Below are 14,319 nucleotides of genomic sequence, written 5' to 3' on the forward strand. Positions count from 1 at the left end.
GGACTGCTCCTGGTCAAAAAACACGCAGACATCTTCCGTGCCGCATATTCTTTTAAGTTATTTATTTATGTTTTTACAAAGATTTACTGCATAAGAGATTGCCTTTATAAGGAGTCGACCTAATGCATATCCAATGCATTTCCCGGATATTTTTTATGTGAAAAATGCATATCGACTTGCGCCAGCTCAGACACTTCATCGCCCTCGCCGAACAACGCAGTTTCGTCGCCGGCGCGCAGGCGGTGAACCTGTCGCAGTCGGCGTTCAGCCGCAGCATTCAGGCGCTGGAGCACAGCGTCGGTTGTCAGTTGGTGGATCGCGGGCGCAAGGAATTGCCGCCGACCAAACAGGGCCAGGTGCTGCTTGAACATGCGCGGCGCCTGGTCAGCGGTGCGCAGCAGATGGCCAACGAGATCAGCCAGTTCAACGGGCTGGAGGCTGGGGAATTGCGCTTCGGTTGTGGCCCGGCGCCGGCAGCGGGATTAATCCCGCGAGCGATCGGCAGCTTCATCGGCCGCTACCCGAAAGCGCGGGTGCATTACCAGGTCGATGACTGGCAGAGCCTGAGCAAACGGCTGCTGAGCGAAGAGTTCGAATTCTTCGTTGCCGACACCCGACATTTCGAGGCCGACCCGGATTATCTGACCCACCGCTTGCGGCCACGCAAATGGCATTTCTGCTGTCGCGCCGGGCATCCGCTGGGCGCTTTCGAGCGAGTCACGGCAGAGCAATTGATGAGTTATCCACTGGCCGTCAGCATTCGTCCGCCAAACCTGCGCAAGGTCATCGTTGACCTCAGTGGCCGGCCGGATTTCGTCCCGAATGTGGAATGTGAAAACAGCGCCAGCCTGCTCGGCGTGGTGCTGCGCTCCGATGCGATCGGCATCGTCGGTGCCTATTCAGATGCACTGCATCAAGCCCGGGGTGAACTGGTTTGCTTGAAGGTCGAAGGGTTAGCGGATGATCTGGAGGAGCTTTACACCCGTTACGGAATTGTCAGCCGCGCCGGGTATCGGCTGTCGCCGTTGGCCGAGGCGATGATCGAGCAGATCAAGGCGATCGATGCGGTGGAAGAAGAGGTGTGCTCACTGGCGAACCTCGCCGTCTGAGCCCATGCGTTTCATGCATGGCAAGCATTCCCCGAATGCACTTGCCGAACACCCTCGCCGAAAGCGAAAAACCTCGCCTGTCTTTCTGACTGGTGAACCCCATGTCCAACCCGCAAAACCCCGTGCGCAACGTGCTGTACATCATGTGCGATCAACTGCGCCGCGATTACCTGTCCTGCTACGGCCACCCGCACCTGCACACCCCGAACATCGATCGCCTGGCTGCGGCCGGCGTGCGCTTCAGCCGTGCCTACACACAGGGCACGATCTGCGGGCCGTCGCGGATGTCGGCCTATACCGGGCGCTATGTCAGCAGCCATCAAGTGGCGTGGAACGCCGTGCCGCTGCCGCTGGAAGAGCTGACCATCGGCGATTACCTGCGCCCCCACGGCATTCGTACTGCACTGGTCGGCAAGACCCACGCCACGGCCAACGTGGATGCCTTGCAGCGGTTGGCGATCAACCCGGAAAGCGCTCAGGCCGAAGTGCTCAACGAAGTCGGCTTTGAGGCGTACTTCCGTCACGACGGTATCTTTCCCGACGACCCGCTGTTCGATGACAAACGCGAATCCGCGCCATACACCCACTACCTGCGCGAACAGGGTTTCGAAGGGCGTAACCCCTGGCACGACTGGGCCAACGCGGCCGAAGGCGACAACGGCGAAATCCTCAGTGGCTGGAAGATGCGCAATGCCCATTTGCCGGCGCGAATTCCCGAGCAACATTCAGAGACTGTCTACACTACCAATCGGGCCATCGACTTCATCGGTGAGCAAGGTGAAAAACCGTGGTTTTTACACCTGTCCTATATCAAACCCCACTGGCCCTACATCGTACCGGCGCCGTACCACACTTTGTACAGTACGAAATCGATTCTCGAACCGGTACGTAATGCATCTCCCAGCGACCACCCGGTCTATCAGGCCTTTCGCCAGCATGAGGAAAGCCTGAATTTCTCCAAAGATCCGGTAAGACTGAATGTGATCCCGACGTACATGGGCCTGGTCAAACAGGTCGATGATCAGTTGGGGCGGCTCTTCGATTTCCTGCAAAGCAACGGCCGCTGGGAAGACACGCTGATCGTGTTCACCAGTGATCACGGCGACTTTCTGGGCGATCACTGGCTGGGCGAGAAGGAGTTTTTGCTGGAACAGGCGGTGGGCGTGCCATTGATCGTGCGCGACCCGCGTGCGGCGGCGGATGTCACACGGGGCACGGTGGACGAACGTCTGGCGGAAACCATCGACGGCGTGCCGACCTTTCTCGAAGCGCTGGGCGTGACGGGGGCGGAGCATCGCCTGGAAGGTCGCTCGTTGATTCCACTGCTGCATGGTGAAAACCCTGACTGGCGCCGCTATTCGATCAGCGAATACGACTACGCCTTTCAGGCCCCGGCACGGGAGCGGCTGGGCCAGCCGATCGACCGTTGCCGCATGACCATGGTGCGCAGCGAGCGCTGGAAATACCTGGCGTACGACGGCTTCCGGCCGCAGCTTTTCGATCTGCTGAATGACCCGCAGGAGCTGCAGGATCTGGGCGCTGATCCGGCGTATGCAGCGGTGCGCGAGGAGCATGCGGGGTATCTGTTCGAGTGGGTGCGCGGGCTGAAGCGGCGCACGACGATCAGTCATCAGGAGATTGATTTGCGTGGGCAGCGGTTTCGTTATGGGGAGCCGGAGACCGAGAAGCTCGTTCAGATTGGCGTCTGGTGATCGAGATTGGTGTTGATCGTTCCCACGCTCCGCGTGGGAATGCAGCCCGGGACGCTCCGCGTCCCAAAGCGGACGCAGAGCGTCCATTGAGGCATTCCCACGCAGACGGTTCGACGCCTCGACGTGGGAACGATCAGTTATCAAACGCCGACGATCTCAGCCCCTTTGATGGTCTGGCTACGCTGCCCATTCGCCCCGACCGGCACTTCCCCTTTGAGCGTTACCCGACGCACCACCCGATCCTGAGTGCCGTAATCATCAATCGCGTAATGCTGGGTCGAGCGGTTATCCCAGATCGCCACATCACCGGCCTTCCAGCGCCAGCGCACGACGTTCTCCTGACGGATCACATGACTTTGCAGCAAGCCGAACAGGTGCGCCGAATCGGCCTGGGAATAGCCCTTGATGCGTTTGACGAAATGCCCCAGCAGCAAGCTCTTTTCGCCGCTGATCGGGTGCACGCGGACCACCGGGTGCTCGGTTTCGTAGACGGTAGAGGTGAAGATCTTGCGATAGCGCTCAAGCTTCTCCGCCGACACGTCCGGCTTCACGGCGGCGTAGTCGTATTCGTTGCTGTGCACAGCCACCAGTTTGTCTGCCAGCTCGCGCAACTCGGTCGGCAGTTCGTTGTACGCGGTCGCGGTGTTCGCCCACAGCGTGTCGCCACCGAACGCCGGGGCCACCACCGAGCGCAGGATCGAGGCTTTCGGGTAGGCATCGACGAAGGTCACGTCGGTGTGCCACGAGTTGGCGCGCTGCCCTTCGGCGCCGTCCAGTTCCAGGAGGTAACGGGTACCCTCGCGGGACGGCACGGTCGGGTGCGCCACGGGCTCGCCGAGCAGATGCGCGAAGGCTTCCTGACGTTGATCGTCGAGCTGGGTCTGCTCGCGGAAGAACACGACCTTGTACTGGATCAGCGCCTGTTGAATGGCTTCAACCGTCGCGGCATCCAGCTCACCGGACAAGTGCACGCCACGGATTTCGGCGCCGATACGGCCGGCCACCGGATGAATGTCCAGCGCGTGGACAGCGGGTTTTACAGCGAGTGCGGCATTGCTCATGGATAGACCCTCATCGACTGCTTGCGGTTGGACGGCAGCGAAACAACGCTCTATCTATATTCCATTTACATCTAATAGATATTGACATGCTTCGTTGACGGAATAAGAGCTTGCATTTAAAACCTCAAGCAACCTCGTCGCAAATGCCTTCGAGCTATTTTTAGGATGCCGGAAAAGCATATGGATCTTCGCCAGTTGCGCTACTTCATCGCCCTCAACGAACACCGCAGTTTTGTCCGCGCGGCCGACGCCATGGGCATCACTCAACCGGCGTTCAGCCGCAGTATTCAGGGGCTGGAGCAGGAGTTCGGCTGCGTGCTGGTGGATCGCGGCAACAAGGATCTGCGCCCGACACCCGAAGGCCAGGTGGTGCTTCAGCACGCCCTGACCCTGGTGCAGGGCGCGGCATTACTCAGCGCCGAAGTGACGCAGATGACCAAGCTCGATGCCGGCGAACTGCACTTCGGTTGCGGTCCGGCACCAGCGGTGAAACTGGTGCCGGACGCGGTGGCGCAATTCATCAATGCGCACCCGAAAGTACGCACCTGCTTTCAGGTGGATAACTGGGAAAAACTCAGCCGCGCCCTGAGCCGCGAGGAGATCGAATTCTTCATCGCCGACATCCGCCATTTCGAATCCGACCCGAACTTCCAGACCCAGCCGCTGACACCCAAGCGCGGGGTGTTTTTCTGCCGGCCGGGGCATCCGCTGCTGGCCAAGGAAAGCCTGTCGACCAACGACATGTTCGACTACCCGCTGGCGACCACGTTGATCCCGCCGGGCATTCGCAAACTGCTGGCGAATCTCAGCGGCCGGATCGATTTTTCACCGACCATCGAGACCGAGCATTTTCCGGCGCTGGTGAAAGTGGTGCTGCAATCCAACGCGATTGGCGTCGGCACTGAAGAGGCGTTTGTCGAGGACATCGCCCAAGGCTCGCTGGCGCTGCTGCACTGGCGCAATCTGCCGCAGAACCTAGAGAGCATGAATGCGCGGTGCGGGATTGTGAGCCGCACGGGGTTCCGGCTGTCACCGGCGGCGCGGGCGATGATCGAGACGTTGGTGGCGGTGGATAAGCAGGCGATCAGCGTCGCGGTATGAGGGTCATTCCCACGCCTTGCGCGGGAATGACCGCATGACTCAGAGCTTCGCAGCTGCCAGCTCAGGCGCCACCCACTCGTTGACCTTGAACGGCTTGCGAATCAGCTTCTGCTGCGCCGCCAGATCCACCTTGCCCTGCAGGTTTTCGAGGAACAGCGGATCCAGTGTCGAAGGGAAGACTTCGCTCAGGTTCTGATCCTTCAGATCCTGGGTGAGGATCACCGGTGGATAGCTCGCCAGCCCCGACACAAGCTGCACATAGGCGTCCTTGTTGCTGTCCTGCGTCAACCACTCCACCGCCTGCTGCTGCGCCTTGAGCAGCTTCGCCACGGCTTCCGGATGCCCGTCGACAAACTTGCCGGTGCCCACCAGAACCGACTGCACACTGCCGGCGCCACCGAGATCCTTGGTATTCAATGGCAGCTCAGCCAGTCCTTTGGCCTGCAACGCGGTCAGCCCGGAACTGCCCCACGATGCATCGATCTGCTTCGCCGCCAGCGCCGCTACCGCTGCGTTGAAATCGAGGTTGATCACCTTCACGTCCTTCTCGCTCAAACCCACGCTGGCCAGCGCCGCATCGAACGACAACTGGGTCGCAGTGCCCCGGAAGATCGCTACGCGCTTGCCTTTGAGATCCTGCAGCGTCTTGATCCCCGAACCCGGCACGACGCCGAGATATTGCTTCACACCCCGGGCGCTGGCGCTGAGCAGACGCGTGTCCAGACCGTTGGACTTGCCGATGATGGCCGCCAGATCTCCGAGATAGGCCAGATCCACCTGGCCGTTGGCGAATGCCTCGTTGATCACAGGTCCGGCGCCCTTGAAGAAGCTCCACTGAATCTTGATGCCTTGATCGGCGAAGGCCTTTTCAAAGATCTGCTGATCGCGCAGCACGTCCACGATGCCCCCGCCGCTGTGCTGGGTACCGGCGCTCAGATCAGGCACGGCAATCCTGATTTCCTTGAGCTCGTCGGCCTGGGCAGAGAACGCCAGCAGACCCGCCAGTGCCGGCGCGGCAAACAGACTGATGACACGTTTGAAGGGAAGGTTCATGGGTGCGGCTCCTGATCACGGCGGGCATTGAGGAGCCGAAAGTAGGCGCAATCCGTATCAGCGCTTAAATACTTAAAAAGCACATTTTTATAGCTTTTCAAGCTAAGCCAGCAAAGTCGGGACATGCAGAGCCGTATGCATGGAGAGCATCGAAAATATTCTTCGAATGCATTGGATGCGCGCAGGGCTGGAGGCCTTAAATGGCGCTGCTTATCTCCAAAATGATTATTTTCTAACTCACTTATAACAATTGGTTTTTAGCTAATTCCGCTGACTCGATCCAACCCGACAACGGAGGTCACCCATGGCCCGTGAATCCCTGCTCAGCCTGCCACTGGCCGCACCGCCGTTGAAAAGCCGGCGTACCTGGCCAAGCCTGAGCCACCGCGTTTTACCCTGGATATTACCGCTTGGACTGTTCGCCCTGTGGTGGCTGGCGGCGCGTAATCAATGGATGAGCGAACAGATCCTGCCGGCGCCGTCACTGGTGTGGAACAGCGCGATCGAGCTGTCCCAGGGCGAGTTGTGGAGTCATTTGTGGATTAGCCTGCAACGGTTGTTCTGGGGCCTGCTGGCGGGTGTTAGCGCCGGCGCGATGCTCGGCGCGGCGCTGGGCTTCAGCCGTCGCCTCGAACGCCTGATCTTCCCGACGTTCGCCGGCCTGGCCCAGGTGCCGACGCTGGCGTGGATTCCGCTGTTCATGGTGTTTTTCGGCATCGGCGAAACGCTGAAACTGGTGGTGCTGGTCAAAGCCATCGTGGTGCCGGTGACCTTGCATACGCTGGTCGGCGTGCGCGATGCGCAACCCAAGCTGCGCGAAGCCGCCGCTGTTTTACGTTTGCCTCCACGACTGTTGATCCGCCGACTGGTGCTGCCCGCCGCCCTCCCGGCGTTCATGGCTGGCGTGCGTCTGGCGCTGGCCGCTGGCTGGACCTCGTTGCTTGCGGTCGAGCTGCTGGCCTCCAGCGAAGGCATCGGTTACCTGATGGTCTGGGCGCGACAGCTGTTCATGCTCGACATCGTCTTCGTGTGCATCGTGGTGATCGGCCTGATCGGCGTGGCGATGGATCGCGGCATCGGTCTGCTGGACAAAAAACTGGTGCACTGGCCGCACCCGGCCACGGCGGAAATTCGTCGCGGCCCACGTTATGAAGGCTGGCAGCGCGTGCAGCCATGGCTGCTGCCACTGGCGCTGTTTGCATTGTGGCAACTGGCGGTCGACCAGCAATGGATCGATGCCAACATTCTGGTCAGCCCGTGGGTGGTGCTTGAGGCGACGAAAAACGGATTGCTCGACGGCACGTTGATTTCGGGCATGGCCCTGAGCCTGGGCCGCACCCTCGGCGGCTTGTTGATTGGCGGTGGCCTCGGCCTCGGGCTGGGTTTGTTGCTGGGTCTGTCGCGTACCAGCGAACGCGTGCTCGGCCCGACCCTCGCCGCCCTGCGCCAGATCGCGATTTTCGCCTGGGTGCCGCTGCTCACCGCGTGGTTCGGTCTGGGCGAACTGGCGAAATGGGTGTTCGTCGCCCTGGCCGCTTTCTTTCCGTTGTTTGTCGCGACCCAACGCAGCGTCGTCAACCTCTCGCCGCAACTCAACGAAGCCGCGCAGGTGCTGCGCCTGAGCCTCGCCCAACGCCTGCGCCGACTGGTGCTGCCGGGGGCCGCGCCGGGGATTTTCGCCGGCCTGCGCCTGAGCCTGATCTACGCCTGGCTCGGCACCATCGGCGCCGAATACTTCATGCCGTCCAACGGCGGCATCGGCAGCCAGATGATCGGCGCCCAACAACTGCTGCGCATGGACCTGATCATGGCCGGGATGCTGCTGGTCGGCCTCACCGGCGCCCTGCTCAACCTCATTGGCCAACGCCTGGAAATCCGCGCCACCCGCTGGAGACACGCATGAACGCACCGATTGTCAGCTTCAACCATGTAGGCAAATCCTTCGACGTCGACGGCTTCGAACTGGAGGCGATTCGCGAATTCAACCTCGACATTGCAGAAGGCGAATTCGTCGCCATCGTCGGCTCCAGCGGCTGCGGCAAATCCACCCTGCTGCGCTTGCTGGTCGGCCTCGATACGCAGTTTCGCGGGCAGATCAGCGTCGATGGCAAAGCCGTCAGCGGCATCGGCGGCGAGCGCGGCATCGTATTTCAGGAGCACCGTTTGTTCCCGTGGCTGACGGTGGCCGACAACATCGGCCTGGGCCTGGTCAACGAGCCGCTGGCGGCCTCCGAAAAGCAGCAACGCGTCAACGATTTCATCGAACTGGTGGGCCTGCGCGACTTCACCCGCGCCTACCCGCATCAACTCTCCGGCGGCATGGCCCAGCGCGTGGCGATTGCTCGCGGACTGGTAGCGAGCCCACGAATTCTGTTGCTCGACGAACCCTTCGGCGCCCTCGACGCGCTGACCCGCCAGCAGATGCAGGACGAACTGCTGGCGATCCGCGAGCGGGCAAAGATCACCACGATTCTGGTCACCCACGATGTCGAGGAAGCGATTTTCCTCGCCGACCGCGTGGTGGTGATGGAACCGCGTCCCGGCCGGATCAAGCAGGTGGTGGACATCGCCCTGCCCCATCCGCGCCAGCGCAGCAGTTTCGACTTCCATCAGCTGCGCGAAGAACTGCTGCACGAGCTGACCAGTGACGATCATTACCAACCGAGCGCACCGGTACAGATCCGCGATCTGCCGCTGTCGTTCATTGCCTGCTGAACAGGAGCCTGTCGATGCCACAACGTCCCAACTTTCTGGTGATTCTGGCCGATGACCTCGGCTTCTCCGACATCGGCGCGTTCGGCGGCGAAATCACCACGCCGAACCTCGATGCCCTGGCCAACAATGGCCTGCGCCTGACCGATTTTCACACTGCACCAACCTGCTCGCCGACCCGCTCGATGCTGCTCACCGGCACCGATCACCACATCGCCGGCATCGGCACCATGGCCGAAACCCTGACCCCGGAGCTGATCGGCAAACCGGGTTACGAAGGCTATCTCAACGATCGTGTCGTCGCGTTGCCGGAGTTGCTGCGCGAGGCCGGTTACCAGACCTTGATGAGCGGCAAATGGCACTTGGGCCTGACTGCCGAACTGGCGCCCCACGCCCGTGGTTTCGAGCGCTCGTTCTCGCTGCTGCCCGGCGCGGCCAACCACTACGGATTCGAACCGACCTACGATGAACACACGCCCGGCCTGCTGAAATCCACCCCGGCGCTGTACATCGAGGACGACAGGTTCATCGACGAATTGCCCAAGGATTTCTATTCCTCCGACGCTTTCGGCGACAAGCTGTTGCAGTACCTCAAGGAGCGCGACCAGAGCCGGCCGTTCTTCGCCTATCTGCCGTTTTCCGCGCCGCACTGGCCGTTGCAGGCGCCCGCCGACATCGTCGAAAAATATCGCGGCCGCTACGACGCGGGGCCGGAAGTGCTGCGCCTCGAGCGTCTGGAAAAACTCAAGTCACTGGGCCTGATCGAGCCGGATGTCGAACCGCATCCACTGATCCAGCTGACCGCGCAATGGGACGCGCTGAGCGATGAACAAAAACGGATTTCCGCCCGGGCGATGGAGGTCTACGCGGCGATGGTCGAGCGTATGGACTGGAACATCGGGCGCGTCGTCGATTACCTGCGCCAGCAGGGCCAGCTCGACAACACCTTCATCCTGTTCATGTCCGACAACGGTGCCGAAGGCGCGCTGCTGGAAGCCTTCCCGAAATTCGGTCCGGAGCTGGTGACCTACCTGAGCCAGCACTACGACAACAGCCTCGACAACATCGGCCGCGCCAATTCCTACGTCTGGTACGGGCCGAACTGGGCGCAGGTGGCGACCGCGCCGTCACGCCTGTTCAAGGCGTTCACCACCGAGGGCGGGATTCGCGTTCCGGCGCTGCTGCACTATCCGCAACTGCCGCTGAAGGGACAGATCAGCCATGGTTTCGGCACGGTGATGGACATCACGCCGACTATCCTCGATCTGGCCGGCGTGCGCCATCCCGGCAAGCAGTGGCACGGCAAACCGGTGGCGCCGTTGCGTGGTAAATCGTGGCTGGGTTTCCTGTCCGGCGAGACGGCGCAGGTGCATGACGAACACACCGTTACCGGTTGGGAATTGTTCGGGCGCCGGGCGATTCGGCAGGGTCAGTGGAAGGCGGTGTGGATCCCCGGGCCAGTGGGGCCGGCGACCTGGCAGCTTTACGACCTGGGGAGTGATCCGGGGGAGATTCATGACCTGGCGTCGAGTCAGCCGCAGAAGCTTGAAGCGCTGATCGAGCATTGGCAGCGGTATGTGGAGGAGACCGGGGTGATCTTGAGTGAGTCGCCGTTTCAGCCGGATTGAGATTTAGCTCAAGAGCTGCCCTCATCGGAACGCCGCCCGCCCAGCCCTCTCCCGGAGGGAGAGGGCTGGGGTGTTCCGCGTTATACATCGACCTGAAATACCGAGTCGATTATGGATTCGGCACATCAAGATCACGTCGGCGTACTTCCCCAATATCCCCCAATCAGTCCCCTCTCCCCCGGGAGAGGGTTAGGGTGAGGGCTGGATCTCCAGCCGAAAACACAAAGTCAGTTCACCTCGATCGCCTTACCCGCCAACCCTTCATTTTCCTTGCGAACAAACCTGTTCGCCCGCCCGAACGTCCCGAAATCGTTGAACCGAACCCCCATCTCCCGCATCACCTTGTGCGCCACCGGCACCGTCAGCTGGCGAATGTAAAACGGCTCCTTCACCACAAAATGATGAATCCCGTGACTGCTGCCGAAGTTGAAGCAGAACGCCTGCAACGGCCACAGCCACCACGGATTCAGCACCTGACATTGCTGAAGCACATTGCCCGGCTCCACATCCCCGTAGTAATGCATGTTCGAACTGATGAAGTGCAGGCAAAACGTGCGTAACACGTTCGGGCCAATGATCACCACGGCGGCGATATCGATCACTTGCATCACCGACAACGTGGTCGCCGACCATTCAATCGGCGAGCCCATCAGGTAGGCGATCCCGTTGGCGGCATGGAACCCGAGAAACACATACCACGCGCCCCAATGCACCAGTGCCAGCGGCGCGTAGACCTTCAGCGTGCGTTTGATGATGCTGAACTTGTGCGCCCAGGTCTTGGCCCGCAGCATGCGGATGAACGCTGACATCACGTTGTCGCCGACCATCAGCAACCGCGCGAAACCCCAAGGCTCGCCATTGGTGATCGCCCGTTCTTCCATGTCGGTTTCGGTACCAGACACCTTGTGATGATTGAGGTGCAGATGGCGGCGGATCCACGGATTGATCGTGCTCGGCCGCGCCAGCCACACCAGGCCCATCATCAGGTTGTGCGGCACCCGCTGTTTGCGGAAATACATGCTGTGGATAAGGTCGTGCTCAAGCTCATGGGTCAGCGAAGCGAAAAACGCGTTGAGCAACAGACACGCCCACCACGCCATGTGCCCGGTGACGTAGAGCGCCGCTGAACCGATCATTCCGGCCAGGGCAAACACCAGAATCCCCGCGCCGAGGGCGTCCTGATGGTTGAGAATCGGGTAGCGCTCGCGCAGCTCGACGCCTTTGGCCAGCACCACTTCGCGAATATGCGCTGATCGCTGGGCAGCATTGTGTCGCTGGGGACTTGCAGAAGTACGGTCCATGCTTCCATCCTCTGGTTATTGATGTTCGTATCCTGCCCCGCGCAGGGTCCGGACGCGGTAGCCGAGAACGCCAACCTGTTGACCGGAAGCGCCAACCAGCATGAAGGAACCGACTTCTCTCGCCAGCTGGACCCGTGCCCTGCGCAAGCAACTCGACGCGCTGGGGCTGGACAGCACTGCCCTGTGCCAGCAGGCCGGGCTCGATCCGCAATTGATGGACGACCCGAATGCCCGCTATCCGTTGTCCGCGACCACACGCCTGTGGGAAATCGCGGTGCAGGTCAGCGGCGATCCGGCGATTGGTTTGCGAGTGTCGCGGTTCGTCAGCCCCACGACGTTTCACGCGTTGGGCTATGCGTTGGTGGCCAGCGGCAGCCTGCGGGAAGTGTTCGAGCGGATCGTGCGTTATCACCAGGTGGTCAGCGACGCGCTGGAACTGGAGCTGACCCGCACCGAGGACCGCTACCGGTTTCACCTGAAAATCCCGGTCGGCAATCCGGCACCCGCCTTCGAAGCCATCGACGCGTTTGCCGCGATCTATGTGCGCACCTGCCGCAATCGCCTCGGCCGCGACTACGCGCCACTGGCGGTGTACCTGCGCCGCCCGGAACCGGCCGATGCGCATCAATGGCACAAGGTGTTCCGCTCGCCGGTGCACTTTTCCGCCGAAGAAGACCGCATCGAATTCGCCCTCGCCGACTTCGACAGCCACCTCGACGACGCCAACCCGGAACTGGCCGAGCACAACGAAGCGGTGCTCAAACGCACCCTCGCCCAGCTCAAGCCGCTGACCTGGGAGCGCAAGGTACGCGACGCCATCGAAGAACAACTGCCCGAAGGCGAACCCAGCGCCGAACGCATCGCCCAGGCCCTGCACTTGAGCCTGCGCAGCCTGCAACGGCACCTGGCGGACGAGGGTTGTCGCTTCGACACCCTGCTGAATGAAAGCCGCGAGAATCTCGCACTGCTGCACCTGCGCGATCCGCAATGCTCGCTGAGCGAGGTCAGTTATCTGTTGGGATTTGCCGACACCAGCAGCTTCAGCCGCGCGTTCAAACGCTGGACCGGGATGACGCCGGGGCAGTTTCGGGATCAGTTGCGCTGAGCGCAAATGGGTCGCTCAACCCTTGGTCAGACTGCGTTCAATCCCGGACTCCCACTGCTCGATCATTGCCGTACCCACCTCGGCGAATGACTGATGGGTTCGGCAATGCTCGAGCATTTCCGCCATCGCCGTCTGCATGCCATGAACAACCTGCTGCAGTAGTTCATTGCACCGGCCTTCAGTGAGATTGCACGCCGTACGGCCGAAGCGGATGAGCGCCTTCTGCTTGGGCCATGCCTTCGACCCGCCCAGCAGCAAGGCCAGGCTGTCGTTCCTGATGTAAACCGATGTGGTGATGATGTCGTAAGCCGGGGCCAGCCGGATCGAAGCCTGCGCACCGCAATGGTCATACAGCACACCGAAGTTCTTCAGGTGCGCATCGCCGTTTTTCAGTCCCGCTGACAGCGCCACGATCTTGAAAAAAGCCTCCAGCGCCTGACTCAACAGCGCAGGCGAAACAAAGGCCTTGATCTGTCGGGCAGCGCCTTCGTAAGAACCATCGTATTTGGCTCTGGAAGGCCAGCCGTTGAGTACGCAAAAGTCCTCGAAACCCAGATAGCCGTGCTCAATCAGGTCAAAACGCTCGACCACCAAAAACTTGCCCTGCTCACTCAATTCAAACTTTGGCACTTCAAGTCCGCTAAGCGCTGCGGCGCGCATACAGAAGTACTCGTTGGTCGCCAGCTCGGGAAACTCTTCGGGACGGAAGGCTTTGACCAGATGTGTGGAGCCTCGGTGAGTCAGGCGATCAACTGCTGCCGCACTGTCGCGCACCAGAACTTTGGGCTGCACGCCCGAAACCCCGGAGTATTGGCCGTACTTCTGTAGCAAATCATCGAACAATCCCTGGGCACCGTCATGCACCAAAAGCTCGGCCAATGATGTTTCGGGCTGACGCTCGGTTGCCGACTCGCTGGTAATCGCCAGCCGTCCCAACTGATGCGGTCCGACGATAGCGAGCAAGGCGAAATCATCAAAACCGCGCACTGCTTTACTGAAGCGTCGAACCAGTTCATCGCGCAGCGCGCCTTCCGGCAGATTCATTTCGAAGACGGGATGAATGCCCCGCTCCCAGCCGTAGCTCTCCAGCCGGGTCGGCATTGTCAGCGACACTGCATTCTCGTCGATGGCGTCCTCGCGATAACTGAACACACTGTCCATGCCCGGCTGCCCTCGACCGAGCGTTCCGACCGGGCTATCAGCGACGGTGATGTGCAAGCGATCTGTCGGCTCAGTCATGGAAATTGACCTTCTGCAACGCGTCGAGTGTCGGACGTTGTGCTCTCACGGGAATCGCTGTCAGCTCATAGCCAAAGCCGTTGAGGATCGCCTCGACTTTGCGCAGACCAATTTCAGAAATCGTATTGTTTTCGATACCCGAAATGGTGGCGCGGCTCATGCCGTAACGTTGCGCCAACGCTTGCTGCGAGAGTTTTTGCGCTTTGCGCAGAGTTCTGATCAGTTCGCCCAACTGTTCCATGACACACCAGTGCATTATATGCAGTGCAATAAAGCGTAATTAAAAGTATACGCATCG

The 14,319-nt window shown here is 60.8% G+C and carries 12 protein-coding genes; 7 read left to right on the forward strand and 5 right to left on the reverse strand.

Annotated features, from left to right (window positions below):
- Nucleotides 1-164: 164 nt before the first annotated feature.
- Nucleotides 165-1,109 carry a LysR family transcriptional regulator gene (locus JKA62_RS12505; protein ID WP_011331923.1) on the forward strand — a complete coding sequence of 315 codons (945 nt, stop codon included), beginning with the start codon at nucleotides 165-167 and terminating at the stop codon, nucleotides 1,107-1,109.
- A gap of 101 nt (nucleotides 1,110-1,210) precedes the next feature.
- Nucleotides 1,211-2,821, forward strand: coding sequence for an alkaline phosphatase family protein (locus JKA62_RS12510; protein ID WP_201817970.1), 1,611 nt, complete (start codon nucleotides 1,211-1,213; stop codon nucleotides 2,819-2,821).
- Nucleotides 2,822-2,961: 140 nt separating this feature from the next.
- Here JKA62_RS12510 and JKA62_RS12515 read toward each other — a convergent pair whose 3' ends face one another.
- Nucleotides 2,962-3,882 (reverse strand): TauD/TfdA dioxygenase family protein, encoded by a 921-nt coding sequence (locus tag JKA62_RS12515; protein WP_007952791.1) that lies wholly within the window; start codon nucleotides 3,880-3,882, stop codon nucleotides 2,962-2,964.
- 180 nt (nucleotides 3,883-4,062) lie between these two features.
- Between JKA62_RS12515 and JKA62_RS12520 the strand changes: the two genes are divergently transcribed.
- On the forward strand, nucleotides 4,063-4,983 hold the full coding sequence (locus tag JKA62_RS12520) for a LysR family transcriptional regulator (protein WP_041475105.1): 921 nt from the start codon (nucleotides 4,063-4,065) through the stop codon (nucleotides 4,981-4,983).
- Nucleotides 4,984-5,022: 39 nt separating this feature from the next.
- Here JKA62_RS12520 and JKA62_RS12525 read toward each other — a convergent pair whose 3' ends face one another.
- Nucleotides 5,023-6,036, reverse strand: coding sequence for an ABC transporter substrate-binding protein (locus JKA62_RS12525; protein WP_011331920.1), 1,014 nt, complete (start codon nucleotides 6,034-6,036; stop codon nucleotides 5,023-5,025).
- Nucleotides 6,037-6,340: 304 nt separating this feature from the next.
- On the opposite strand from JKA62_RS12525, the gene JKA62_RS12530 reads away from it, so the two are divergent.
- Genes JKA62_RS12530 through JKA62_RS12540 form a run of 3 tightly spaced genes read left to right on the forward strand, consistent with a single transcriptional unit; the run spans nucleotide 6,341 to nucleotide 10,376 of the window.
- On the forward strand, nucleotides 6,341-7,939 hold the full coding sequence (locus tag JKA62_RS12530; RefSeq protein ID WP_201817972.1) for an ABC transporter permease: 1,599 nt from the start codon (nucleotides 6,341-6,343) through the stop codon (nucleotides 7,937-7,939).
- On the forward strand, nucleotides 7,936-8,751 hold the full coding sequence (locus JKA62_RS12535) for an ABC transporter ATP-binding protein (protein WP_201817974.1): 816 nt from the start codon (nucleotides 7,936-7,938) through the stop codon (nucleotides 8,749-8,751). Before JKA62_RS12530 ends, JKA62_RS12535 begins: the two co-directional genes overlap by 4 nt.
- A gap of 14 nt (nucleotides 8,752-8,765) precedes the next feature.
- Complete coding sequence (locus tag JKA62_RS12540) at nucleotides 8,766-10,376, forward strand: arylsulfatase (protein WP_201817976.1); 1,611 nt, start codon at nucleotides 8,766-8,768, stop codon at nucleotides 10,374-10,376.
- Nucleotides 10,377-10,603: 227 nt separating this feature from the next.
- Here JKA62_RS12540 and JKA62_RS12545 read toward each other — a convergent pair whose 3' ends face one another.
- A complete protein-coding gene (locus JKA62_RS12545; RefSeq protein ID WP_011331916.1) occupies nucleotides 10,604-11,677 on the reverse strand; it encodes a fatty acid desaturase in 1,074 nt (357 codons plus the stop codon).
- Between the two features lie 100 nt (nucleotides 11,678-11,777).
- Between JKA62_RS12545 and JKA62_RS12550 the strand changes: the two genes are divergently transcribed.
- Nucleotides 11,778-12,782, forward strand: coding sequence for an AraC family transcriptional regulator (locus tag JKA62_RS12550; RefSeq protein WP_011331915.1), 1,005 nt, complete (start codon nucleotides 11,778-11,780; stop codon nucleotides 12,780-12,782).
- Between the two features lie 15 nt (nucleotides 12,783-12,797).
- Here JKA62_RS12550 and JKA62_RS12555 read toward each other — a convergent pair whose 3' ends face one another.
- Complete coding sequence (locus tag JKA62_RS12555; RefSeq protein ID WP_201817978.1) at nucleotides 12,798-14,021, reverse strand: type II toxin-antitoxin system HipA family toxin; 1,224 nt, start codon at nucleotides 14,019-14,021, stop codon at nucleotides 12,798-12,800.
- A complete protein-coding gene (locus JKA62_RS12560; protein ID WP_085647915.1) occupies nucleotides 14,014-14,262 on the reverse strand; it encodes a helix-turn-helix domain-containing protein in 249 nt (82 codons plus the stop codon). The genes JKA62_RS12555 and JKA62_RS12560 overlap by 8 nt, the downstream gene beginning before the upstream one ends.
- Between the last annotated feature and the right edge of the window lie 57 nt (nucleotides 14,263-14,319).

Source organism: Pseudomonas sp. B7, from assembly GCF_016735645.1.
GTDB lineage: Bacteria > Pseudomonadota > Gammaproteobacteria > Pseudomonadales > Pseudomonadaceae > Aquipseudomonas > Aquipseudomonas glycinae.